Source organism: Kitasatospora sp. NPDC024654 (assembly GCF_055559155.1).
This window is the reverse complement of sequence record NZ_JBVHLF010000057.1, coordinates 19,609-42,150: the sequence shown is the minus strand read 5'-3', so window position 1 is coordinate 42,150 and position 22,542 is coordinate 19,609. Positions and strand designations below refer to the sequence as shown.

General features: G+C 70.4%; 25 protein-coding genes and 1 pseudogene. 16 read left to right on the top strand and 10 right to left on the bottom strand.

Annotation, left to right across the window (positions count from 1 at the left end):
- Positions 1-78: 78 nt before the first annotated feature.
- The 6 genes from ACZ38L_RS27485 to ACZ38L_RS27460 all read right to left on the bottom strand — a co-directional run bounded on the left by ACZ38L_RS27485 (position 79) and on the right by ACZ38L_RS27460 (position 5,096).
- Positions 79-954: a type II secretion system F family protein gene (locus ACZ38L_RS27485; RefSeq protein ID WP_465698179.1), complete on the bottom strand. Its 876-nt coding sequence runs from the start codon at positions 952-954 to the stop codon at positions 79-81.
- Positions 951-2,198, bottom strand: a complete 1,248-nt coding sequence (locus tag ACZ38L_RS27480) for a CpaF family protein (RefSeq protein ID WP_465698177.1) — start codon at positions 2,196-2,198, stop codon at positions 951-953. Before ACZ38L_RS27480 ends, ACZ38L_RS27485 begins: the two co-directional genes overlap by 4 nt.
- Positions 2,199-2,302: 104 nt before the next feature.
- Entirely contained in the window at positions 2,303-3,109 is an 807-nt protein-coding gene (locus ACZ38L_RS27475; RefSeq protein ID WP_465698175.1) for a hypothetical protein, read from the bottom strand.
- Positions 3,109-3,699, bottom strand: coding sequence for an SAF domain-containing protein (locus tag ACZ38L_RS27470; RefSeq protein WP_465698173.1), 591 nt, complete (start codon positions 3,697-3,699; stop codon positions 3,109-3,111). The genes ACZ38L_RS27475 and ACZ38L_RS27470 overlap by 1 nt, the downstream gene beginning before the upstream one ends.
- A gap of 150 nt (positions 3,700-3,849) precedes the next feature.
- The gene (locus ACZ38L_RS27465; protein WP_465698171.1) at positions 3,850-4,521 is read right to left on the bottom strand and encodes a hypothetical protein; all 672 of its coding nucleotides are present in this window, start codon (positions 4,519-4,521) and stop codon (positions 3,850-3,852) included.
- Positions 4,522-4,745: 224 nt separating this feature from the next.
- Positions 4,746-5,096: a hypothetical protein gene (locus ACZ38L_RS27460; protein ID WP_465698169.1), complete on the bottom strand. Its 351-nt coding sequence runs from the start codon at positions 5,094-5,096 to the stop codon at positions 4,746-4,748.
- A 752-nt stretch (positions 5,097-5,848) separates the two neighbouring features.
- Between ACZ38L_RS27460 and ACZ38L_RS27455 the strand changes: the two genes are divergently transcribed.
- From ACZ38L_RS27455 to ACZ38L_RS27390, 14 genes and pseudogenes are all read left to right on the top strand, one after another.
- Entirely contained in the window at positions 5,849-6,505 is a 657-nt protein-coding gene (locus tag ACZ38L_RS27455) for an HAD-IA family hydrolase (RefSeq protein ID WP_465698167.1), read from the top strand.
- A gap of 116 nt (positions 6,506-6,621) precedes the next feature.
- On the top strand, positions 6,622-7,830 hold the full coding sequence (locus ACZ38L_RS27450; protein WP_465698165.1) for a helix-turn-helix domain-containing protein: 1,209 nt from the start codon (positions 6,622-6,624) through the stop codon (positions 7,828-7,830).
- A 99-nt stretch (positions 7,831-7,929) separates the two neighbouring features.
- Positions 7,930-8,373, top strand: a complete 444-nt coding sequence (locus ACZ38L_RS27445) for a recombinase family protein (protein ID WP_465698163.1) — start codon at positions 7,930-7,932, stop codon at positions 8,371-8,373.
- The gene (locus ACZ38L_RS27440) at positions 8,370-8,843 is read left to right on the top strand and encodes an ATP-binding protein (RefSeq protein ID WP_465698161.1); all 474 of its coding nucleotides are present in this window, start codon (positions 8,370-8,372) and stop codon (positions 8,841-8,843) included. Before ACZ38L_RS27445 ends, ACZ38L_RS27440 begins: the two co-directional genes overlap by 4 nt.
- Positions 8,844-9,348: 505 nt before the next feature.
- Complete coding sequence (locus tag ACZ38L_RS27435) at positions 9,349-10,371, top strand: thymidylate synthase (RefSeq protein ID WP_465698159.1); 1,023 nt, start codon at positions 9,349-9,351, stop codon at positions 10,369-10,371.
- Positions 10,371-10,892, top strand: a complete 522-nt coding sequence (locus ACZ38L_RS27430; protein WP_465698201.1) for a nucleoside-diphosphate kinase — start codon at positions 10,371-10,373, stop codon at positions 10,890-10,892. The genes ACZ38L_RS27435 and ACZ38L_RS27430 overlap by 1 nt, the downstream gene beginning before the upstream one ends.
- Positions 10,889-12,064: a radical SAM protein gene (locus ACZ38L_RS27425; RefSeq protein ID WP_465698157.1), complete on the top strand. Its 1,176-nt coding sequence runs from the start codon at positions 10,889-10,891 to the stop codon at positions 12,062-12,064. Before ACZ38L_RS27430 ends, ACZ38L_RS27425 begins: the two co-directional genes overlap by 4 nt.
- A 9-nt stretch (positions 12,065-12,073) precedes the next feature.
- Positions 12,074-12,691, top strand: a complete 618-nt coding sequence (locus tag ACZ38L_RS27420; protein ID WP_465698156.1) for a 3'-5' exonuclease — start codon at positions 12,074-12,076, stop codon at positions 12,689-12,691.
- Entirely contained in the window at positions 12,688-13,287 is a 600-nt protein-coding gene (locus ACZ38L_RS27415; protein ID WP_465698154.1) for an AAA family ATPase, read from the top strand. The genes ACZ38L_RS27420 and ACZ38L_RS27415 overlap by 4 nt, the downstream gene beginning before the upstream one ends.
- The gene (locus ACZ38L_RS27410) at positions 13,284-14,024 is read left to right on the top strand and encodes an aldo/keto reductase (RefSeq protein WP_465698152.1); all 741 of its coding nucleotides are present in this window, start codon (positions 13,284-13,286) and stop codon (positions 14,022-14,024) included. The genes ACZ38L_RS27415 and ACZ38L_RS27410 overlap by 4 nt, the downstream gene beginning before the upstream one ends.
- An 18-nt stretch (positions 14,025-14,042) precedes the next feature.
- Positions 14,043-14,558, top strand: a complete 516-nt coding sequence (locus ACZ38L_RS27405; RefSeq protein WP_465698150.1) for an NUDIX domain-containing protein — start codon at positions 14,043-14,045, stop codon at positions 14,556-14,558.
- Entirely contained in the window at positions 14,555-15,106 is a 552-nt protein-coding gene (locus ACZ38L_RS27400) for an NUDIX domain-containing protein (protein ID WP_465698148.1), read from the top strand. The genes ACZ38L_RS27405 and ACZ38L_RS27400 overlap by 4 nt, the downstream gene beginning before the upstream one ends.
- 9 nt (positions 15,107-15,115) lie before the next feature.
- Positions 15,116-15,943, top strand: a complete 828-nt coding sequence (locus tag ACZ38L_RS27395) for an NRDE family protein (RefSeq protein WP_465698146.1) — start codon at positions 15,116-15,118, stop codon at positions 15,941-15,943.
- Positions 15,944-16,010: 67 nt separating this feature from the next.
- A pseudogene (locus tag ACZ38L_RS27390) lies at positions 16,011-16,213 on the top strand (ArsR/SmtB family transcription factor); the annotation flags it as partial.
- A gap of 14 nt (positions 16,214-16,227) precedes the next feature.
- Here the strand turns inward: ACZ38L_RS27390 and ACZ38L_RS27385 are convergent.
- From ACZ38L_RS27385 to ACZ38L_RS27370, 4 genes are all read right to left on the bottom strand, one after another.
- The gene (locus ACZ38L_RS27385; RefSeq protein WP_465698144.1) at positions 16,228-17,241 is read right to left on the bottom strand and encodes an HNH endonuclease; all 1,014 of its coding nucleotides are present in this window, start codon (positions 17,239-17,241) and stop codon (positions 16,228-16,230) included.
- On the bottom strand, positions 17,238-17,792 hold the full coding sequence (locus ACZ38L_RS27380; protein WP_465698142.1) for a class I SAM-dependent methyltransferase: 555 nt from the start codon (positions 17,790-17,792) through the stop codon (positions 17,238-17,240). The genes ACZ38L_RS27385 and ACZ38L_RS27380 overlap by 4 nt, the downstream gene beginning before the upstream one ends.
- A gap of 167 nt (positions 17,793-17,959) precedes the next feature.
- Positions 17,960-20,323: a tetratricopeptide repeat protein gene (locus ACZ38L_RS27375; protein ID WP_465698140.1), complete on the bottom strand. Its 2,364-nt coding sequence runs from the start codon at positions 20,321-20,323 to the stop codon at positions 17,960-17,962.
- On the bottom strand, positions 20,320-20,739 hold the full coding sequence (locus tag ACZ38L_RS27370; protein ID WP_465698138.1) for a hypothetical protein: 420 nt from the start codon (positions 20,737-20,739) through the stop codon (positions 20,320-20,322). Before ACZ38L_RS27370 ends, ACZ38L_RS27375 begins: the two co-directional genes overlap by 4 nt.
- A 228-nt stretch (positions 20,740-20,967) precedes the next feature.
- Between ACZ38L_RS27370 and ACZ38L_RS27365 the strand changes: the two genes are divergently transcribed.
- Both ACZ38L_RS27365 and ACZ38L_RS27360 read left to right on the top strand, forming a co-directional pair.
- The gene (locus ACZ38L_RS27365; RefSeq protein WP_465698136.1) at positions 20,968-21,186 is read left to right on the top strand and encodes a DUF397 domain-containing protein; all 219 of its coding nucleotides are present in this window, start codon (positions 20,968-20,970) and stop codon (positions 21,184-21,186) included.
- A gap of 26 nt (positions 21,187-21,212) precedes the next feature.
- The gene (locus tag ACZ38L_RS27360) at positions 21,213-22,469 is read left to right on the top strand and encodes an MFS transporter (RefSeq protein ID WP_465698134.1); all 1,257 of its coding nucleotides are present in this window, start codon (positions 21,213-21,215) and stop codon (positions 22,467-22,469) included.
- The last annotated feature ends 73 nt before the right edge of the window (positions 22,470-22,542 follow it).

The window sequence follows — 22,542 nt, the reverse complement described above, 5'->3', positions numbered from 1 at the left end:
GGGCGGGGACGGGAGGGCGCCAGCCGAGCCAGGCCCACCACGCGCCGGCACCGAAGGCGGCGCCGATCAGCAGGTACATCATGCGGCGGCCCCCGTTCCAGGACCGGCGAGCACGCGGGCGGGTTCGGCGAAGGTGGCGATCCGCCGCAGCCAGGTGAATGCGAGCGCGAACAGCCCACCGATCACGAGCAGGACCAGCTGTCCGGTGGCGGTGTCGAACGGCTGCAGGTAGGAGCGGTTGAGGACGATCAGCGTGGCGGCCATGCCGAGAGTGGTGGCCACCACGATCCGCACCGAAGTCCGGATCCGGGCCCGGGACGTGGTGGTCCGGGCACGCATCAGCGCCTGCTCCCGCGCGGAGCCGGCCAGGCCCGCCAACAAGTCGGAGAGCCGGCCAGACTGCCGGCCGGCGGCGCCCAGGAGCGCGATGACGACGAGGTCGCCGAGCGGGTCCGCGAGGTCCGCCTGGAGTTGCCGCAGCGCGTCCGGCAGACGATGGCCGCGCCGGATCGCCTCTGCACAGGCCGCGACCTGCGGGCGAACCGCGACCGGAGCAGTGGCGGTGGTGGCCAGCAGAGCCTGTTCCAGGCCGGCGGCCGCGGCAAGGGTGTCGCGCAACTGCTCGGTCCAGGTTGCGATCGCCTCGATCCGGGCCACCGCCTTCTCATGCTCCTTGTCGCGGCCCAGCACGGCGGGCAGCCACCAGACTGCCGCGGCAGTCAGCGGCGCCGCCACCGGCCACCCTGTCACCACCAGAGCGACCACAGCCACCGCAGCCGCGAGGGCCACGCGCCGGCCCAGGCACGCGGGCCGGCGCGCCCGCCACCAGACCACCAGGCGGCCTTCCGGCCGGTCCAACGGCCGCTCGACCGGCCGCACCGCAGTGAACAACTGCCAGGCTCCCCCGCCGAACCCGGCACCCAGCAGCAGGACCAGCAGCAGGCGGCCGCTCACAGCCCCCACCCGCCCGTGACCTCGGACGCCCGGTAGCCGACCGCCACCAGGTCCTCCATCGTCGCGGCGCGCAGCGGAGCCGCGGGCACCGCACGCCGGTCCGGTCCAGGACGGTAGATCTCGTTCGAGATCAGCTGGCTCCCGTCGGTATCGACGATCTCCCGGATCGAGGAGACGGCCCGGCGCCCAGCCGTGTCGCGGGTGAGGTGGATCACGAAGTGAACGGCGGAAGCCACCAGCAGGTTCGTCGCCTCCAGACTCAGCCGCTCCGGTGCCTGCACCGCGTAGGCCGCGAGCTTCGTGAAGACGCCGCGGGAGGTGGAGGCGTGGATCGTGCTGAGCGAACCGTCGTTGCCCTGCGACATCGCGTTGCACATCGGCACGACTTCGGCACCGCGGATCTCCCCGACGATCACCCGGTCCGGCGCCATCCGCAGGCCCCAGCGCACCAGCTCAGCCTGGTCGATCGCCCCCTCCCCCTCGATGTTCGCCTCACGCGCCTGCATCGGGACCACGTCCGGGTGCAAACCGTCCAGGTGAAGGCCCAGTTCGTACGTGTCCTCGATCGTCACCAACCGCTCGACGGCGGGAATCTCGGAGGCAAGCGCACGCAGCAGCGTCGTCTTACCCATGTTCGTGCCACCCGCGACGATGATGTTCTTGCGTGCCAGCACCAGCGCCCGCAGCAGTCCCTCCAGGTCGGCGTCAAACACGCCGAGCTGCCGCAACTGCGGCAGGGTTGCGCGCGGGTAGCGATGCATGCGGACGGAGAACGAGACCCGCCCGGAGACAGCCATCACCGCGAACATCCGCTGACCACCGGGAAGTTGCACGTTCAACCGGGGTACCGCTCGGTCGAACCGCCGCTCCTCGCTGCCACCGCGCGCCGCGATCGTGCGGATCAGCTCCACCAGCTCCTCGTCCGAGGCGGCAATCGGCGGCACCTGCTCCTTCCGCCCATCGGCGAACCGCACGAAAACGCGGTCGCATCCGTTCGCATCGACGTTCTCCACCTGCGGGTCGTCGAGCAGCTTCTGCAACTGGCCAAGGCCGAACAGGGCGTCGTGCGCGGCACGCAGCACCCGCCGCTCAGCCTCCGGGGTCAGTGCCTGAAGCCCTTGGGCCAACAGGACGGCCGTGAGCCGCTCCATCGCCTCGCTCAGGAACCGCTCCCCCGCCGCCCGGCGCTCGTGCACCGAGCGCGGCGGCTGGCCCATCTCCTCGCGGTACTGGCCGTCGGCCACCAGCTCCTTCGAGACCTCCGTCCGCAACCGCTCACTGAACTCCTCCTCGCGCCTGCGGTCCTGCTCGCCGCTGGCCGGCGCGGGAAGGTACTGGGGAGTCACGTTCATGCCTGATCACCTCGCAGCGCCGCAGCCAGATCCGCCGAGGCGGTTCGGGAAGGCTGCTCAGCCTGGAGTACTCCGGCCACAGGAACGGGCAGAAGCCGTTCGAGTGCAACCGCCAGGCCGCGAGCAGCATCCAGCAGCGGGTATCGCGTTGACCTCAGCGACCGGCGCTTCGGCGGCGTTGCCCCGCGCAACAGAGCGGCGCCAGCTGCGTCACGGGGCAGCAGCACGCACGCCGCCGCACCCAGCGCCACTGTCACCTCCTGGGCGGGCCAGAGGCAGGTACCGACCAACGCGACCACCACGGTCCTTCCCAACCCGCTCAGCCGCTGTGCGACTTCGGCCGTGTGCGCGAGCGCCTCCACCGCACCCTCACTCACCAACACGACCACGTCCGCGACGCCGACCACCTCCGCCGTACCGGGCGCAGTGGTCAGCCGGCCGCAGTCCGCCAGCACCAGCGTTCCGGCGAGATCCGCGCTCGCCCACACCGGGGCGAGTGCACCCAAGGCGGCTGTGCACTGCGCCGACTCCGCGGGCGCGGCCACCACCTCCACACCGCCGGGCAGCCGCTGCGCGTGCTCGGACACCAGCGACGCCGTCAGGCCCAACCGTCGGGCGGCCGCCGCCATGCTGACCAGTCCGGGGCTCTCTGGCAGGCCGAAGCGCAGCATCGCGTCACCCCCGGCCACGTCGGTCTCCGCCACCACCGGCCGGCCCTCACCCGGCCAGGCGGCCGCCAGGGCCAGCGCACACGTGCTCACTCCAGGTGCGCCCTTCGCCGATCCGAGAACGATCAGGCTCATCAGCGTTCACCGTCCGTGCCCGCGGCACCCAGCAGCACCACCGCGGGTTCCTGCACGGCCACCAACCGGCCCGCCTGGGTGGCAGGCACCTGCAGCGTCACCACCGCCTCGTCCGACGAGCCGCTGGTCGGCCGCACGTCGATCGTCATCGCCTCCGCTCCCACCGCAGCGGTGGCGGGTGATCCGACCCCACCCGGTGTCGTGGCCGGGCGGGCCTCGTACACCGCCACCCGGTCACCGGCGCCGAGGGTCGGCGGGTACCGGCCTTCCTTCAGAGCCAGCGGCACCACCGCCGTCCCCGGCGCAGTCGGCCCCTGGCCCAGCAGGTCCTCCGACAGCATCAAGCCCGCTGGCAGCGACGCGTTCACCCGCCGCCCCACTACCGAGTCCCGGCGGGTAGCCGGGACCGTTGCCGCCCCAGCCTCCGCCGAGACCAGCACCGGCCGCACGTCGTCGGCCGTCAGCACCTGCCCGGCGACCACCGGTCGGGCCAGCACCAGCACCTGGCTCCGATGCCCGGTCGCGATCGCCAGGGCCCCGAACAGCAGCGCGCAGACCGCCATCACCGAAAGGCCCGTGAACAGACGCATCCGATCGCGCCGCTTCACCACCGCGATCCGCACCTTCTCCCCGGCTGTGGTCGGAACGCCGGAAGTCCCACGGCGATCCCGAGCCATCGGGATCCTCAACTCCACCATCACCACACCTCCTCAGCTCTCGAGAACTCACGAACGCGCAGCTCAACGACCGCCATCGGTGACCACCAGCGACTGCACCTCGACGACCTTCACCGGCACCACCGACCGCGTCGTCAGATCGGGGAACACCCCGCCACGCCCCGCGCCCGCCCACGTCACCGACCAGTGCGCCGTCACCACCACCTGGAACACCCCGCCCGGCTCCTCCGCCGACGGCCGCGAGAACGTGTGCCCGCAGTCCGGCGAAGCCGCATCCGGATCCGAGGCCGGCCCGTACGGAGTCCCCGGCCCTGGACACACCGCCGGATCCGTCCCGTCCCCCAAGTCCCAGGTGACCGACGACGGCGTGGCGGTCGCCTGCACTTCCACGCCGGACACCTCGACACTGGAGTGCACCGGCGCCCACGAAGCCGCGTCGACCCACAGCCACGAGGGGACGCCGACAACCTGAGGCGACTGTTCTGACGGCGACATCCGTACCGCTGGCGCGGGCAACTCCAGCTTCGAGGCGGCCTGCTGAGCCAGGACGGCGGGATCAACGGGCTGCGGCTGCTCGCTGGGCTTCTGATCGCCGAAGTCCGTCCACAACGGGCCACCGGTCAGCGGTGTCGACCCGAAGCCGCCCTGCGGAAGCGTGCCCCCGCAGTCGAGCTCGTACCACTGGCCCTGATGCCCGTCCCCGAGCGTCAACACGCCAGTCACGGGCTTGCTCAAGCAGACGGGCTGCCCCGAGTCCGAACCACCTCCAGCCGCCGCTGGCGCGGCCTGGACCCCTGGCCGCCCGGCAGTCGCCGATGACACCGTCGCAGCCAGCTGACACGCCCCCTGTGCACACGACGTAGAGCCCGAGGCTCCCAGCGTTCCGTCGGCCTCCGCTGCCGGCGCGCCCACCACGAGGCCCAGGTGGCAGACCACGCCGAGGACGACAAGCCACTGTCTCAGCATGAGCCGACTTCCCCGATGACCTGCTGGTCCACCACCCAGGACCCGTCAGGCCTACGGACGATGGCCGCCGCGGAGGTGTGCCTGCCGCCCGGGACGTTGTCGGCGAGTTGCCCGTCGGGCTTGTACTTCAGCCAGGCACTGTCGTCCAGGCAGTCGGCTACCTCCACCCGATCCGGGTGCTCTTCCGGGCTCACCTTGGTGACCCGAGGACTCCATCGCGGCGCGCCGTGGCTCACCAGACCCTTGGCGTGGAGGTCGGCCAGCGTGGTGGTCCAGAACGAAAGCGCTTGGCCAGTCATGTGCGCCGCCAGCTGCGGATTCTTGTAGTCCGCAGTCGCTGCCATCGCTGTGATGTCTCGCATCATCGCGTCATAGGCCGCAAGAGCCTCAGGCGGCGCCGGTACACCGCTCCATGCTGGCGGCGCCGCAGCAGTCGAGCTCGGCGCCGGCGAACCCGCGGACTCAGTCGCGCCTGCGGTGACCGCCGGAGGACCGGCCTGCGCGGAGGCCTCATGGCTGGGCGTTCCACTGCTCGCGCACCCGGTCAGGGCGACGAAGCCGATGAAACCCACCGCCAATCGTGCAAGAGGCTCTCGGCCCCACACCAGAGATAGTCGCACTGCGCGCACACCTCACCCGTTGCTCTGTCCGCGGAGAACCTGCGCCACGATTCAGCGGCGACCCGGCTCCATTGCACACCGAGAAAGATCACGAAAGCGATCTTTCTCACACGAGAGAGTGCAAAGTCCGACAAGCTGTCCAGCTGACTCCTGGTCCGACTTCGCGCTCCCTGGTACGGGTCTACTGCGAAGCCGGACGGCAAAGCCAGTACACCATCGGTGGGTTCACGAGCACGGAGGACGGGCTTCTCGAACTAACTGCCCATCCGGAGGAATTCTGGGCGGATTCACCGGGCAAGATCCTCCAACAGTGTCGGCGCCCTTCGAACGTTTCGAGCTCAGCCGGGCAAGGTGCTCCCCGCCCACGGACTATCCGCGGCGCCGGCCCAGACCGTCGGGCGCCACCTGCCGCTCGGCCACGCGGGAACGCTCCGGTACCTTCGTGGCGTGCGGGAGTGACCGAGGGGGTGGCGGCAATGCTGGTGCCGAGCAGCGACGAGCGCAATGGTTACCGGGGATTGATCCTGGATTTCGCGGGAGTGCTTACGGCGGGGATTCTGGAGTCGCAGCTGGCATGGGCCGAGCGTCACGGCCTGGCCCCCGGAGCCTGGCGAGCCGCCCTCAACGACGACCCGGAGGGGCGACGCCTGTATGCGGCGCTGGAGGTCGGGGAGATCAGCCAGGTCGAGTGGAACGCCAGGACGGCGGCGCTGCTCGGACTGCAGGACGGGGCGAACCTGATGGGCCGGGCCTGGGCCGGCGTGCAGCCCGCGCTCGACATGATCGAGCTGGCTCGGGCCGCTCGCACGGCCGGTCTTACGGTCGCCATGCTCTCCAACTCCTTCGGACTGGAGCCCTTCGACCCCTACGCCCACGTCGGGGTATGGGACCTGTTCGACGTGACCGTGATCTCGGAGCACGAGCGGCTCGCCAAGCCGCATCCGGAGATCTACCAGCGCTGCCTTGACCGGATGGGGCTCCGTGGCGAGGAGTGCGTCTTCGTGGACGACCACCTGGCCAACTTGCCGCCGGCTGAAGCGCTCGGCATCACAACAGTGCACGCCGACGGCCAGGGTGACACCGTGGCTCGTGTTGCCGAGCTCCTCGGGCTGGTCCCGGCCGACGGCTCCTGAGCATCAGTCAACGGTTCGTCGCTTCCTCTGTCGGGCAGTTGACGCGGACGGGCACCGCGGAGTGGCCCCGGGGCGTAATTTCGCCTACGAGGCCAGTCTGACGAACGGAGCCGGCCATGACGCAATGGCAGGATCGCACCACGGGCGAACGGGTCAAGCTGCTTCGCGGCCCGGACATGACGCAGGAGCAACTCGCCGCCAGCGCCGGAGTCTCGGTGAAGACCGTGCAGAAGCTGGAGCAGGGCGGCAACCTGTCGCTGCCGTTCCTGCTGCGCATCGCCGGGGCACTCGGCACCGACGTCTCCACCATCCTCGGCCAGCAGTCACCCCGCCGAGGCATGGACCGGGACGAGCGCAGCGCGCTGCGGGCCCTGTCAGCGGCGGTGCACGGGACTGCGATGGGCGACATCGGCGACGTGGAACCGGGGCCGCTGGCCGATTTACGAGCCGCGGCCCGGCAAGCCGACCGGGCGATGTGGGAGGCCCACTATCCGCAGATGGGCGGCATCCTGTCACTGTTGCTGCCGGAGGCTCGTGCGCTGTACGACTCCAGCACTGGCGAGCAGCGCACCGCTGCGGCCGGCGTGCTCGCCGACGCCTACCAGACCGCCGCCTACGCCTCCAACCTCATGGGCGCCCGCGACCTGGCCTATGCGGCGCTGAACTACGGGCGGGCGATGGCGGTCGGGGTGGGTGACGATCTACGGGCGGCTCACCTGTCCTCGACCGTCGCCTGGGTGAGCCTCCGGGACGGGAACATGGCCCGCGGACTGGCGATCGCGGAGAAGGCGGCGGCCTCGATCGAGCCGCGGATGTCGGAGACCGATCCCGACCGGCTGAGCGTCTACGGCCAGTTGGTGACCAACGCCGCTGTCTCGGCCTCCCGGGGCGCTGCCGGCACGGACACTGCGCGGGACTGGCTGAGCCAGGCCCACGCGGTCGCCGCCCGACTCGGCAGAGAGCATGCCCGGGGCCAGCAGAACCAGCCCTTCGGCCCCTCGTACGCCGCAACGCAGTCCCTATCGGTCGCCATCGCCCTGGGGGACCACGGGAAGGCACTGCGGTTGATCGACACCACCCGGCTGGACCCGTCGATGCCGTTGTCCACCCTCGCTCGCTGGCACCTCGACGTGGCGCTGGTACGAACCGAGACCAGGCAGTGGGACGCGGCGTTGGAGGCCCTGGAAGAGGTCTGCGAGATGGCACCGGCGTGGGTCCGGCACCAGGCCCTGCCCGGCGTCATCGTCAACCGGCTGGCCGACGTCTCCGTCACAAAGGTGCGCAAGGTCGCGGCGAAGGCCGGGGTGTCGCTGAACCTTCGCTGAGTCGCTCCCACGGGGCGTGGGAGCCGCACGCCGGGTGATTGCCGAACTCCCACACTGCGGACGTTCACTGTTGGTGATCGGTGCGTGACAGTAATCGTCATGACCTTGGCCACCGGCCCCAGGCGACCCCGAGTACCGGTCGCCGTCTACCTCTGTACCGGGGAGACCGACGCGGTCGACCTCCTGGCGAACTACTGCTACCAGTACGCCAAGGCCCGCGAGTGGACGATCCACGACACCGTCCACGACCCGGACCGTCGGCAGCAGTTGGCCAAGCGGCCCGGGTGGGCCCAGGTGTTCGCCGCGCTCAAGAGCGGTGAGGTGAGCGGCATCGTCACGCTGTCGCTGCCCATGGTGGCCATCGGGGAGGACGGAGCGGCGGACCGGGAGGTCTACGACGCGCTGCGGCAGTCGATCGCCGGCCTCGGCGGCTTTCTGATCGCGATCCGCGCTGACTGGCACCAGGAGGTGCGCCGTAGTGGTGGCGAGCTGGCCCGACGGCACACCCTCCTCACTCGCGCTGCAGGTTGGGAGGAGCTGTGACCGGCGACGACCGACGTCCGCACCCGACCACCCGGGGGTTCGGGTCGACCACGGGCCTCGTCCTCATCCGCTCCATTGGCGGGGCGTCCAACTCGCTCCGCTGCGAGCTGCCGGTCGCACACGAGGCCGCAGGCATGGCCCGTGCACGGTTGAACCAGCACTTCGCCGAGCGCCTGATGCCCGCCGAACAGGACAATGCGAAGCTCATCCTGACCGAGCTCGTCGCCAACGCCGTCGCGGCATCCAAGTCCTCGGAGTCAATCTGGATCGAAGCTCAACTGGCCGACCACGAGCTACTGCTGGAGGTCTTTGACGGATCTGCCTTGGAGCCCAAGCCACGCACCGCGGACGACCTCGCGGAGAACGGGCGTGGGCTCCTGCTAGTGGAGGCGCTCAGCACCTCGTGGGGGTGGCGCCAAGCCCCCGGCGGCAAGGTCGTCTGGGCCGTCGTCAAGGCCGATGCCGCGTGAAGCGCACGACGACACGCCCCGTGGCAACGCACGCCCGGACGCCCGGTTCGACTTCCCGGAGTTCACCGAGACCCGGGAGGCGCCGAGCTCCTGGCAGATGTCCAACGCCTTCGCGCTGTTCGGTCGCTTCGACGGCCGCGCCGTGCTGCTCGTCGGCCATCGACATCGAGGTCCCGGCCGGCCTGACGATGCGGATCGAGGACGCATTGCGCCGCCGCGCCTCCTTCGGCCGGGTGTCCTTCCCCAGTCCTCGCACCACCTCGGCCGCTGGCTCGCCGTCCACCCGGCTGACCGGGAGCTGGCTGCCCGCACGCAGCCCTGCCTTCGGTCCACCGCCTGCCGCCCGGAGCCAGTGAGCCATCTACAGAGGGGAGTTCGACCCGTGGGTCGGGCGCTGCCCAACCGTGCCCGGGCGGCCCTGGGAATCAGCAGCACCCGCTCCTGGACCTCAGTTCGGCTCCCCGCCTCCCTCTTCCCGAGCCGCACCAAAGAAGTGGAGTTCAGCGTGACAGCACCCGCCGTGTTCCCCTCGTTCCAGCACGCCTACACCGCCGTCCTGCGGCACGTCACCGAGAACTACGAGCACATCAACACCGCTCGCGGAAACGACAGCCACGAGGTTATCGGCGCAAGCTTCCGTCTCACCGACCCCCGGCAGCGCGCCCTGTTCCTGAGGAGCCGGCCGGTCAACCCGGTCTACCACTACGCGGAAGCGCTCTGGTACCTGGGCGGCTTGCGGAACGTGGATCTGATCGGGCACTACGCCTCCCGCCGCCGAGCGGACTCGCGTGACGGTACGACGATCGACGGCTCGGCCTACGGCGCGCGGATCTTCGCCCCCCGGCCGGACGGCGCCCCCTCGGCGTTCGACCAGGCACTGGAGATGCTGAGGGCCGAGAAGGACAGCAAGCGGGCCTACCTGCCGGTGTTCGAGAGCCGTGACCTGGACGAGATCAGCAGCCCCGACCTGCCGTGCCTGGTCGGGCTCCACCTGCTGGCCCGTGAGGGATACCTGCACATGGTCACCTACATGCGGGCCAACGACGCCAACCGGGGTCTGGTCTGCGACGTGTACTCCTTCACCCTGATCCAGGAGTTCGCCGCCGTGCTACTCGGCCTGCGCCTGGGCTCGTACACCCACCACGTGGGGTCGATGCACGTCGGCGTCCGGGACCTGGCCCGCGTGGGCAAGGTGTTGGAGGAGACGGCGGCCAGCCCCAAGGGCATGCCGCTCTTCGCGGCCCCGGTGATGCCCGCCGACACCACCTCGAAGCACGTCCGAACCCTCTTGGAGCACGAAGAGCTGCTGCGCACCAACCAGGTCCAGTACGCCCCAGCCGACATCGCCACGCTGGACCTGCCGCTGTACTGGCAGCGGGTGCTGCTGCTCTTCGAGGCGCACCGGCAGGTGGTCAACTGCCCGGCGGACCCCGTCGATCAGCAGTTGCTCGACGCGCTGGAGCCAGGCGCCCGCTGGCAGTTCGAGCGCCGCTGGCCGACCCGGGTCGCCACCGGGGAGGTCGCGTGATGCAGCAGGATGCGCTGCGGGGCGTGGACTGGTCCCGCTGGAGCGTCGTGCTCCTCAAACCGGACTGCCTGCGCCGCGGTCTGAGCGACCAGGTGCTGGCCCGGCTGGAGCCGGCCGCGCGGATCGTCCACCGACGGCAGGTCATCGTGGAGGACTGGCAGATCTTCGTCCACTACTGGGACCTGCTGATCACTCGGGACCGGTTCGACGTGAACGTACCCGGTTGCCTGCGCAGCACCTACGTGGGACAGCCGGTGGAAGTGGCACTCGCCCACGGCGGGCCCGGCACCCCCGAGCGGCTGCGCGACCTGCTCGGGCATTTCGACCCCCGTCATGCCGAGCCAGGCACCATCCGCGCCGATCTGGGCACCGACAGCCTCACCGCAGCCCGAGCACAGCAACGCCTGGTGGAGAACCTGATCCACACCTCCGACGACCCGCGCGCCGCGCACCGGGACTTCGGGACGTGGTTCGGCGCCGGCCAGCAGCAGTTACTGGACATCAAGGAGAATCACCGATGACGACCGCCACCCCCAGGGCCCGGCGCCCGTTGCCCTTGCTGAACACCGAGCAGATCGCCTCACTCAAGCCGGAGCTGGCCGAGGTCATCGAGTACCGCAAGTCCGGCCTGTCCCTCAACCACGTCATCGGCTGCCCGCTGGACTGCGGCTACTGCGTGCGCCACCTGTTCGACAACTTCGAGCTGAAGACGCCCCGCGCCCTGATGAGCGACGAGGCCGCGGTGGAACTGCTGACCGGGCACCGGTACTTCCGCCCCCACCGCACGCCCATCCAGCTGTTCAACCGGGCGACGGACCCGATGCTGCCGGTCGTCAAGCCGCACACCTTCAACACGCTGCGGCTGCTGGACGAGCAGCAGCTCACCAACCACGTCCTGGTCATCACCCGCTGGCGCGTCAGCCCCGAGGACTGCCAGGTCCTGAACAGCTTCCGCCACATCCGGCTGACGATCCTGGTCACCCGCTCCGGCATCGAGCACCCGGGCATCGAGCCCGTGGACTCCGCCATCGCCGCCGCCAGCCTCAAGACCCTCCACGAGAACGCCGAGCGCTACCGCACCGTGCTGTACTGGCGGCCCATCGTTCCCGGCCTCAACGACTCCGACGAGCACATCCGGCGCGCCCTGGAGCTGTCGAGGCACGCCCACGCGACAGTGTTCACCGGGCTGTTCTTCCGCAACGAGATCGCCGCCTACTACGCCGACCACGGCTTGCCGGCCCCCTACGAGGACACCGCCCGCCGCAAGATCATGCCGGAGGAGTCCGAGCAGCGCATCCTCGCCGCCTTCCGCCGAGCCGACGACCAGGGCGAACCGTACGGGCCCCTGTTCAGGAAGACCAGCTGCGGGGTCGCCTACGCCCACAAGGTGCCCGACTACAACGGGCACTACGGCATCAGGGAGCTGTGCGACATCTGCCCGGTCGCCCAGCTGGGCCTCTGCCGCGACGCCTGGCAGACCCCCACCGTGGAAGAGGCCACCAAGCAGGCCCGTGCTCTCGGGGCGACCGACGACGTTGAGGTGAACGAACGCGCCATCATCGTCGAGGGCCTGAACGAACCGCCGCGCTACTTCATGCAGCACGGCTTCGGCTACCAGGTCCACGACCGTGACAAGCCGCACCACCACCGCCGGCACGGCCGCGCCGAAATCGGCTGGGCCGACCCCAAGTAAGGAGCCCTGATGGACTACGGCACCTGGCCCCGACTCTTCGTCGTGGACGTGGAAGGCAACGGAGCCCAACCGCCGGACCTGGTGGAGGTCGCCGCGATTCCCTTGGTGAAGGGGAGCCCGGTGCCGTCGTCCGCACGCTCCACCCTGCTCCGCCCGCCGAACCCCATCACGCCGTTCGCCATGCGGGTGCACCACATCACCAACCAGGACGTCGCCACGGCACCGACCTGGGAGCAGGTCGGCCCCCAGGTGCACGCCGACCTGGAGGGCGCGTGGATCGCCGCGCACAACGCCCACGTGGACTACGGCGTGCTGCTGCGACACATGCCCCATTGGCGGCCGGCCGGGGTGCTGGACACCCTCCGGCTCGCCCGCGCGACCTACCCCGCGGCCGGCGGGTACAGCCTCGACGCGCTGATCGAGCTGACCGGCATCGACCTGGCGGCCGTTCCCGGCCGGCGCCACCGGGCCGCCTACGACGCCCACGCAACCGCACTGCTGCTACTCGACCTCGCCGAGCACTACGACACCTGGGACGCGCTGATCGCCGCCGCCGTCCCGCCCAGAATGCCCGGCGCCCCCCAATCCGCTACCGCCCCCGACTCCGAGGAGCCGACACTGTGGTGACACCGCTTCGCCTCTGCATCGCCGGAACGCACTCGACCGGCAAGACCACCCTCGCCCGGCGCATCGAGATGGAATTGCGCGCCACCGGCATCACCGTCACCCGCACCGGCGGCTTCGCCAAGCGCGCCGCCGAGCTCGGCTTCCCGAAGATGACGCGCCACACCGCCCAGTCCACCGCCTGGATCATCCACGCCACCTCCAGGGCCACCCTGGAAGCCGAACTCACCGCGGACGTCGTGATCGTGGACCGCACCTCCTATGACGCCCTCGCCTACTACCTGGCCGCACTCCAGCACCGGGACGAGCACCCCGACCCCGAAGCACTGTCCCGCCTGACCGGCCTGGCGCAGCTGGCCTGCCCCCGCCCTACGGTGTTCCTCGCCACCATCCTCGACCCCGCGCTGCCGCTGGCCGCCCATCCGGGCAAGGACCCCGACTGGACGGACGCCGGGTTCCGCGAGGCCATGGACCAGCAGCTGCACCGGGCCCTTGGCGCCTACGCCGTCCCGCACCTCCCGGTGCCCAGCGACGGGCACGCCGCCGCCGTCGAAGTGGCGGTCGAGAACATCACCGCCGCTTGGGCGGCTGCCGCGTGAACACGATCACGATCGCGGGAAAGCAGGTCCCCCGCGTGGGCCTGGGCAGCATGCGCCTGACCGGGCCCGGAACCTGGGGCAACCCGGCCGACCCCGCCGCCGCCACCGAACTGCTCCGCACGGCCGTTCACGACCTCGGCATCCTCCACATCGACACAGCCGACGCCTACGGCCCGCACACCGTCGAAGAGCTGATCCGCCGCGCGCTGCGCCCCTACCCCGAGGAGCTGCTGCTCGCCACCAAGGTCGGAATGGTGCGGCCCGCACCGAACGTCTGGCGCCCGCTGGGCCGCCCCGAGTACCTTCGCGCCGCCGTCGAGGCATCCCTTCGCCGCCTGGACTGCGAGCGGATCGACTTGTGCTACCTGCACCGCGTGGACCCCACAGTGCCGCTGGCCGACCAAGTCGGGGAACTCGCCGCGCTCCGGCAGGAGGGGAAGATCGGTGAGATCGGCCTCTCCAAGGTGACCCCCGAGCAGATCCGGCAGGCCGGCGCCGTGATGACGGTCGCCGCCGTGCAGAACTGCCTGAACGTCGCCGAGCCGGACGATCCGGCGCTGGCGTACTGCCTGGCCAACGGCATCCCGTACGTGCCGTTCCGGCCGCTGAACGCCGGTCTGCTGTCCGACCCGGCGGCGGCGCTGCGGTGGCTGCTGGGCCTCGGCCCGCAGGTGGCACCGATCCCCGGCACCGCCGACCCCGCCCACCTGCGCGCGCTCTTCGCGCCCGCGACCTGAACGGCAGGAGGCACCCCGATGTCGAAGACCTGGCTCCCCCGCGAGGAGTTCGTCAAGACACTGCCCCGTGCCCTGCACGGCTGCGGCGCCCTGCTCTTCGACCCCGTCGGGCGGCTGCTGCTCGTGCACGACTCCTACAGCGCGGGCCGGGCCGCCCAGGGCTGGCCGCAGCGCTGGTGGGCGCCGGGCGGTCTCCTCGAGGACGGCGAGGCCCCCGTGCAGAGGGCCCGGCGGGAAGTCCTCGAAGAGACCGGCCTCCAGCTCGACGGCCCGCTGTACCCGGTGGGCGTGGACTTCCTGCCGCCGGCCGAGGGCTGGCCGCCCGTGACCACCTACGTCTTCTCCGGCGGGACCCTCACCCGGCAGCAGATCGACTCGATCACGCTGTCCGAGGCACACGACGACCACCAGTTCCATCAACTCACCGACTGGGGAGACAAGGTGTCACCCACGATGCTCTCGCGCCTGACCGCACTGGTCACCGCCCACGCGACCGGAAGCCCGGTCATCCTGCACTGCGGCAGGCCGATGTGAACTGGAAGCAGCACGCCCGCGAGACGGTCTTCACCGGCCCCCGCCTGGCCATCCACCTGGACCAGGTCACCCAGCCGGACGGGCTGGCCGCTGAGGTGTGGGTCACCGAGCAGCCGGACGGCGCTCTGATCGTCCCCATGGACGACCGCGGCCGAGTGGGCATGGTCCGCTCGGTCACGTACGTCCACGGCGAGGTCGTCACCCCGCCGGGAGGTCACGTCGAGCCTGGAGAGAGCCCCTTGGAGGCCGGGCAGCGGGAACTCCTCGAAGAGGCCGGGATCACCGCCCGGGAGTGGACGCCACTGGGCAACGTCGCCCTGATGACCCGCAACACCGCCAGGCTGCACTTCTTCCTGGCGCGCGGCCTCACCCTCGGCGAGCAGCAGCTGACCAGCTCGGAGACCGGCATGACCCTGGAGTGGTGGGACCTGCCAGATGCGGTCGAGGCCGCCTGCGACGGCCGACTGACCTTGTCCGGCGCGTCGTTGGGGATCCTCATGGCAGCCCGCCACCTGGAGGAGTCCGAGGAAAACGGCCTACAGCAGTAGGAGAGCGTTGTGTGCACGGCGTTCATCAGCATCGACCCGAGCTCGGCGGTGCCGGTTCTCCTGCTCGCCGTCCGGGACGAGTACACCGACCGGATGTGGCTGCCTCCCGGCCGCCCCTGGCCGACCCAGCCCAACGTCACCGGCGGCCTGGACCTGGAAACGGGTGGAACTTGGCTCGCCGTCACCCCAAGCAGCGAGCACGGGGCCGAGCCGATAGCAGCCTGCCTGCTCAACGGCTTCGGCCCACGCGCTCCCCAACAGCAGCGACTCTCCCGAGGCAAGATCCCGCTCATCGCCGCCAGCGGCCAAACGATCACCAGCAGCCGGATGGAGCGCTACGACCCGTTCCACCTGATCACCGCCCGGCCCAGCGGGGTGCACGTGGTCAGCTGGAGCGGCAGCAGCGTGGAGGGCCACGAGCTGCCCGCTGGCTTGAGCGTCGTGCTCAACGACGGTCTGGAGGGCACGACGGGCAGCCGCGCCTGCCCTCCGCATATCCGCGCCACGATGTCCGCCCGCCTCGCGCACTTCCGGGCACGACTGCAGGCCGTTGCGCGACCCGAGCCAGCAGCTGGCCTGCCGGATGACGCGTGGGGCCAGTGGCTCCCGATCGCGCGCGGCGACGGGCTGTCACCGGATGACCCGGCCGCCCTGATACGCCGCCTGGAGTCACCGAACGGACGCGTCTGGGGCTCTGTGTCGCTCTCCGTGGTCGCGCTCGCACCCACGCGAGTGCGCTACGACTTCGGCACCGTCGTCTGCTCCGGCTCCGGCTCCTCGCCCCGGATCGTCCTGGAGCCAGTGCCCATCACTGCCGACCTCCACCCGTCAGCATGAATGGAGAAGATGGTTGATCGACTTCGTTTTGCCGGTTAGCCTGGCGCGCCGGGATGGAGCCAAGGGCATCGGTGTGGCGGTCACCAGCGCGGACCTCTCCAAGGACGACACCGAGGCCCTCGCCGCACGCTTCAAGGCCCTCTCCGACCCGGTCCGCCTCCGCCCCTTCTCCTGGGTCGCCTCCCACCCGCTGGCGATGCCTGCGTCTGTGACATCCAGGACGTCGGCGCCTCCCAACCCACGGTCAGCCACCACCTGAAGAAGCCGCGAAGCGGCTGATTGGATCAAGAGATTGCATTCTGCACACCCCGCAGGAACACCGGCCACTGACCGGACAGCCGTATGTCCAGTCCCGCGTTCTGCAGGGAGAGTTGCAGGGTCCGCCGCAGGGGGTGCGGGGAATGCATGATCGCCTCGTTGCGAAGGGCCAGCCGGTGCAGTTCCTCAGCGGTGGGTGGCCGGTCGCTCTTCGCGCCGTTGCAGCCCTGGTGGGCCGGCGCGAGGTTCCACAGCCGGTCCAGGTCAGGCCCGTGCCAGGTGGAGAGCGCGACCATGCGGCGCATGAGCGCGTGCGGGAAGACGTGGTCGACAGCGGTGCTGTCACCGGGCGTGATGAGTTCGTTGCAGATCAGGCAGCGGCCGTGCTGAAATCCGATGACGGCCTCGGTGACCCCGGCCACGGACCGACGCCGGAGCCGGTCGGTAACCGTGAACGTGTTCAGATCGACGGCGACACCCTCGTTGATGAGGCTGCGCCCGATCCCGACCGTGAAAGAGCTCTCGACGATGCTCCACCGCGCGTCGGCTTCCGCCCGCAAGGCAGCCGCCCGCCCGGAGGAGGCGACCGCGCGGAGATGGGGTGTCAGGCGGACGATGCGCTGAGGCCCACGGCCGGTGATCTCGTAGAAGCGGTGGGGCACCTCAGCACGGTGCAGGTTGTGGAACTTCTGCATCACCATCGCCGGCATCGACGCCATGGCCGCCTGCCGCAACCGGTCGGTGGGTCGGCCGAGCGTCAGCGACTCCCGTGCTTCGCGTTCGGCGATCGCCAGGAAGTCCCTGTCCCCGAGACCAGTGCTCTCCGGGGCCTGCGGCCCATCCGCCAGGTGCCGCACGATGCCCATCGCGTAGGGGTCAGCGAGGTCGCCCAGGGTCACCTCGCTGCGGCCTTCGGCGGCAAGGTCGAGCAACGCCGTGGCAAGCGCGAACTTGTACGTGCGGCTGTTCGATCCCATCAACACCGCAAGACGCCAGGAGGTTGCCGGGGTCGGCTCGGTGCGGTAGAAGTCGACGCTCACCAGGCACCCTCACTCGACACATCACGGCCTCTGCGCAGCACGACCGTGCTCCAGGACACCGTGTCGCGGCCGAGCTGGTCCTGCCCATCGGCAGCGAGGACCTCACCACGCAGCCCGAGTCGGGCGGCCAGCGCGATCGTCTCGGCCGCCGGGACGTCGAACATGCGCCGCCCCTCCGGCACCGGCCCGTGCCGCAGTGTCAGCATCGCCAGACCACCCGGGGCCAACAGCTCGCGCACACGCCGCATCGCCACCTCCCGCTCCCCCGAGTCCAGGTGCATCCACACGGCGCTGAGCCACACCACCTCGAACTCTCCATGCACCGAAGCAAGCTCCGGTAGCGCGTCGTCCATCCAGGTGACGGCCGCATCAGCGTGCAACCGCTGCGCCCAGCCACGCAGTTCGGCCACCGGCTCCACCGCGGTGACGACATGCCCACGCTCGGCGAGCGCAGCCGCATCCCGCCCGGTTCCGGCGCCAATGTCCACCACCCGAGCAGCCGCAGGTGGCAGAACGGGCAGCACAGCGGCGTGCACCACCTCGAAGGCCACACTCTCGTACCGCGTCGCCAGCCGGTCCGCGTCCCGCGCATACCCCGCAGTGCTGAAAGTCGTCACAGCGCACGCCCCACCTGTCGGCCACCTTCTCCGTCCATGCCCGAACGCTATGACACGCCGCTGACATCGCAGGCCAGAAAACGTTGTCGGGCTGGGGACGCTCAGCTTCCGAGGTTCCGCCGGATCCGTTCCATATCGGAGTCGTCCGGTCCGTAGAGGCGCTCGCAGTCGGCCAGGTTCCGGTCCAGCAGGGTTCGTGCCTCATCGAGGCGGCCGGCGGCTGCGAGCCGCTCGGCGAGGAGAACGCGGGCCTTGACCGAAAGCGGGTGATCTTCTCCCAGCAGCCTTTCCCGTCCTTCCACAACCTCTCGCATCATCTCGACGGCCTCCTCGTGGCGGCCGCAGAGCATCAGTGCCCAACTGAGGACGAGCTTCGCCGAGTAGACCAGCGGGTGCTCGGTTCCCAGAGCTCGAATACGTCCTTCCAGGGCGCGCCGGGCCGCTGCCTGTGCGTCTTCGGGGCTGCCCGCATGCAGCAGCCCGAACGCGTAGTTGCTGTAGGCGATCACAGTGACTGGGTGGTCCGGCCCGAGGAAGCGCTCGCAGTCGGCCACCGTCACGGGACCGAGGCGGCTGAATTCGTCCAGTTGCCCGGTCTGGGCGAGCACTTCGAGGATGAGGGCACGGCTGCGCAGGGTCTCCGGATGCTCTTCGCCGAGGGCGCGCTGCTGGCCTTCGATGGCGCGCTGCAGGTGGGTCAGGCTCTCTGTGCTGCGGCCAAGGAGGAACAGCGGGATCGCGAGGGCGGCGCTGGTCAGCAACGTGTCCGGGTCGTCCGCCCCGAGGACGCGTTCGCGATCGGCGAGGACCTGCCGCAGCAGGTCCTCGGCCTGCTGCATCCGGCCCAGGCGTCGTAGCGCTTGGCCGGCGTGGTGGCGGGCGGCCAGCGTGTCCGGATGGTCGGGTCCTTGGAGACGCTGTGCGGTCTCTGCGGCCGCGTCGGCGAGAGCGAGGGCTGCCTCGTAGTCGCCGGCCTCGTAGATCTGACTGGCTACGCGTACCGCCAGCCGCGTGACCGAGGAGGCGATCTGGGGGCCAGTCCGGTGTAGCAGGGCGTGGGCGTGCGGAGCCAGTAGGCGCAGCGGCTCCCTGCCGGCTCCGGGTGAGGTCTCCTCCGGCAGGGCGGCGTTGAGGAGGTGGGTTGCGGCGTTGATCAGCGTTTGGTGCTGCTCCGGTGGGATGGCCGTGGCGACGCTGTCGAGCAGGACGCCGTGCGATTGGATGCACCGTGTGGGCGGGGTGCCTGCGCTCCCGGGTACCTCGATGAGGGTGGACAGGGAGTGGTCCAGCAGGGCACGCAGGGTCGGCTCCAGATGGGTGCTGTCCAGGGCGGGGTCGGCGTGGTCGAGGCCGGCGGTGTCCATGGCGGAGCGGGCCAGGACGGTGAGGGGCAGCGGTTCCGCGGCCCAGCAGGAGAGCAGTCGCAGCAGAGTGGTGGCTTGTGGGAGTCCGTGTTCGGTGAGGGTGTCCAGGGTGATCTGCCAGGTGCGGCTCACCAGTTGACGGTGTCCGCGAGTGGAGGTTCCCGGCGCGGCTCCCTGGTCGATGAGGCTGGTCGATTCTGCGCGCAGCCTCTCGTCGTACTCGCTCATCGTCCACGACTCCAGAAGTTGGTGGGCCAGGTAGGAGCCGGCCAGGGTGAGGGCCAGCGGGAGACAGCCGAGGGTGCGCGCGACAGCTTCGGCCTCGCTGCGGCTGCCGGCGTCCGGCGCGAGGTCGCAGAGAACTTGGGCTGCGTCTTCGAGGGGCAGAACGTCGATCTTGTGGCGGACAGCTGTGTGCCACACGGGCGAGGTGGCGTGCCGGGAGGTCACCACGACGATGCCCATCGGACTCGCACGGAGCCAACCGCCCTCGTCCAGGATGGTGGGGTCGTCGGCGTTGTCGACGACCAGCAGCCACGGCTGCGCGGAGTGGTCGAGGTAATGCCAGACCAGGTCGGCGGCGGCGCGCTGCCCGCTGTGCGCGGCGACGAGTTCGCCCGTCTGGGCACCGCGGTCCGCCGCCACGGCGAGCATGCCGGCGCGCAGCGTGATCCGGTCGGCGGCGTTGACCCACAAACCGATCCGCCCGTTGCCGACCGCTTCCTGGAAAAGCGTGTAGGCCACTGCGGTCTTGCCACTGCCGCCCATCCCGTACAGGAGGTGGACGACGCCCTCCCCTCCCGGGCCGCGCGGGCGAAGTTCGCGCATGAGGTCGTGCCGGTCGCGTAAGACGCGGGGCGGTCGCTCGGCCAGCGGCATGCGCACCGTGTCCGGTCCTGGCCACAGGGATGGGGTGCCGGTGCCGGGTGGGCCCACCAGCACCCGGGTCAACGGCTCAGGACCGGTCGACGGCGCGTAGTGATGATGGTGTTCGGTGATGAGCTGGTCCCCGGCCGCCTGGTACACCCGGCCGTGGCCGAACGCCTCGCCCTCGATGCGGGGGCCGTTGACGCTTCGCTCCCCCTCGGCGCCCGGGCTCATGCCTCGGTGATGTGCTGGTCGCGGCCCGCCTGGTAGACCCGGCCGTGGCCGGACGCCGTCGCACTCATCCGGATCTCGCCCACCGCCGGCTGCCCGGCATCGGAGGGCGCGAACTCCTCCAGGAAGCTCCGCAGTTCCTCCGCCAGGTGTGGTTCGGCCGCCAGGAGCCGCCGCAGCCGGCCCTGCCAGTCCGATCGCAGCTCCTCCTCGCTCTGCTCGTCCCCTGCCGCGCGGGCGGCGATCAGCTCCTCCCGCGTGGCATCGAGCTGGCCGGCGACAGCCTCGGCCCGCTCCGGATGGGCACGGCGCCACAGGGCCACGATCCCGTCGCGGGCACGGTTCCAGGTATCGGTGGCCATCAGCGTGACCACGGTGGTTCCCGCCGTCCTCGCGAGATCGACGACCTGCGGATCCATCCGTCCCCCATTCTGCTCACGATCCGTAGCGTGGCCGCGACGTGGCGCCACCCGTCCACCATAGCCAAAGCACCCCCACCGAGGGAGCCATGATGATCCTCGGCAAGGCCGACGGAGGCTCAAACTCGCGCCCCAGGGGTTGCACTGCACCGTGATCCTTGGATTGGGTAGCACACGCTCACCGCCATGGGAGAGCGATCTGCGATGCAACCGACCCAGGAGGCACGTATGGCTCGTCCGGACTTCAGCACCGCACGCTGGCGCAAGAGCAGCGGCAGCGGCGACTCTGGCTGCGTCGAAGTGGCCTACCACGACGGCTGGATCGGCGTACGCGACACCAAGGACCACGGGACCGGTCCCGTCCTCGCCTTCACCGAAGCGGAGTGGCAGGCCTTCCTCTCAGGCGCTCACAACGGCGAATTCGCGCCGGATCAGCTCGCCAACTGACGGAACGTCACACAGAGGACCTGGACATGACGCGGGCAGCAGAACAATCCCTCACCGAGACCACCAGAGGCGGTGTTGGGCCGCTGCTCGCGTCAACCGGCATCTCCGTCACCGGCGACGGCGCCTTCCTCGCCGCCGCACCACTGCTGGCCGCTTCCCTGACCACCAACCCCTTCGAGGTCTCCACCGTCACCGCCGCGTTCTACGCACCCTGGCTCCTGGCTGGCCTGCCCGCCGGCGCCCTGGCGGACCGCTGGCCCCGGCGCCTGGTCATGGTCACCGCCGACCTCGTCCGCGCCGCCGTACTGGCCGGACTCGCTCTCACGGTGGCCGTCGGCCACGCGAGCATCCCCGTCCTGCTGGCAGCCATCCTGCTCGTCGGCATCGCGCAGTGCTTCTTCGACTCCTCAGCCCAGGCCGTCATCCCCACAATCGTTGGGCGCGACAAGGAAGCTCTCGCCCGCACCAACGGTCGCTACTGGGCCATCGACACGGTCGGCCGCTCACTGGCCGGACCACCGCTCGGAACAGCGACCTTCACCCTCAACAAGCTACTGCCCTTCGCCGCCGACGCACTTTCCTTCATAGCCTCCGCCCTGTGCGTCAGCCGCCTGCCCCCGATGCCCGCGGCGAGCGAACACCACCAAACGGTGACCACCGCGATTCGCGTCGGCCTCCAGCACCTCCGGAACACCCGAGAACTCCGGCTCCTCGCCGCCGCCATGGCCAGCTACAACTTCGCCTACAACGTCGCCTTCGCCACCTTCGTGCTGTACGCGACCAAGGTCCTGCACGTGGCGAACGCCGGTTACGGCCTACTCCTCGCCACCGGCGCCATCGGCGGCATGCTCGCCGGCTGGCGCGCCGCCCCACTCACCCGCCGCCTCTCCTACCGGCAGGTCATGGCCATCGCCAGCCTCACCCAAGGCCTCGTATGGCTCGGCATTACCCTGCTGCCGAACACCTATGCCGCGGGCATCCTCCTGGCGTTCCTCGGAGCCGCCTCCTCCCTCACCAGCGTCGCCGTCGGCTCCGCACGGCAAGCGATGACACCCGACCACCTCCTGAGCCGAGTCGTCTCCGCCTTCCGCCTCTTCGGCATCGGCGCCGCCGCCCTCGGCGCCCTCGGCGCCCTCACCGGCGGCACCGCCGCCGGTGCAGCCGGCCTCCATGCCCCCCTGTGGATCTCCGCCATCCTCATGGGCATCGCTGCATCGATCACCTGGCCGTGGCGCCAGAGGCTGTCAATGGACGCCACAGACTCAACGACAACAACCAGTTGACCTCTGTGGATGTCGAGGAATCATCCAGCCTGGTCACGCGGCTTATCGGTACTGGGCCCGCCCCCACGCGCAC

What these genes read in the sequence shown, in the direction of transcription:
- ACZ38L_RS27475 (WP_465698175.1), bottom strand. Translation starts at nt 3,109, where the DNA reads ATGAGCCTGATCGTTCTCGGATCGGCGAAGGGCGCACCTGGAGTGAGC.
- ACZ38L_RS27470 (WP_465698173.1), bottom strand. Translation starts at nt 3,699, where the DNA reads ATGCGTCTGTTCACGGGCCTTTCGGTGATGGCGGTCTGCGCGCTGCTG.
- ACZ38L_RS27460 (WP_465698169.1), bottom strand. Translation starts at nt 5,096, where the DNA reads ATGGCAGCGACTGCGGACTACAAGAATCCGCAGCTGGCGGCGCACATG.
- ACZ38L_RS27455 (WP_465698167.1), top strand. Translation starts at nt 5,849, where the DNA reads ATGCTGGTGCCGAGCAGCGACGAGCGCAATGGTTACCGGGGATTGATC.
- ACZ38L_RS27450 (WP_465698165.1), top strand. Translation starts at nt 6,622, where the DNA reads ATGACGCAATGGCAGGATCGCACCACGGGCGAACGGGTCAAGCTGCTT.
- ACZ38L_RS27445 (WP_465698163.1), top strand. Translation starts at nt 7,930, where the DNA reads ATGACCTTGGCCACCGGCCCCAGGCGACCCCGAGTACCGGTCGCCGTC.
- ACZ38L_RS27430 (WP_465698201.1), top strand. Translation starts at nt 10,371, where the DNA reads ATGCAGCAGGATGCGCTGCGGGGCGTGGACTGGTCCCGCTGGAGCGTC.
- ACZ38L_RS27425 (WP_465698157.1), top strand. Translation starts at nt 10,889, where the DNA reads ATGACGACCGCCACCCCCAGGGCCCGGCGCCCGTTGCCCTTGCTGAAC.
- ACZ38L_RS27420 (WP_465698156.1), top strand. Translation starts at nt 12,074, where the DNA reads ATGGACTACGGCACCTGGCCCCGACTCTTCGTCGTGGACGTGGAAGGC.
- ACZ38L_RS27405 (WP_465698150.1), top strand. Translation starts at nt 14,043, where the DNA reads ATGTCGAAGACCTGGCTCCCCCGCGAGGAGTTCGTCAAGACACTGCCC.
- ACZ38L_RS27375 (WP_465698140.1), bottom strand. Translation starts at nt 20,323, where the DNA reads ATGAGCCCGGGCGCCGAGGGGGAGCGAAGCGTCAACGGCCCCCGCATC.
- ACZ38L_RS27370 (WP_465698138.1), bottom strand. Translation starts at nt 20,739, where the DNA reads ATGGATCCGCAGGTCGTCGATCTCGCGAGGACGGCGGGAACCACCGTG.
- ACZ38L_RS27365 (WP_465698136.1), top strand. Translation starts at nt 20,968, where the DNA reads ATGGCTCGTCCGGACTTCAGCACCGCACGCTGGCGCAAGAGCAGCGGC.
- ACZ38L_RS27360 (WP_465698134.1), top strand. Translation starts at nt 21,213, where the DNA reads ATGACGCGGGCAGCAGAACAATCCCTCACCGAGACCACCAGAGGCGGT.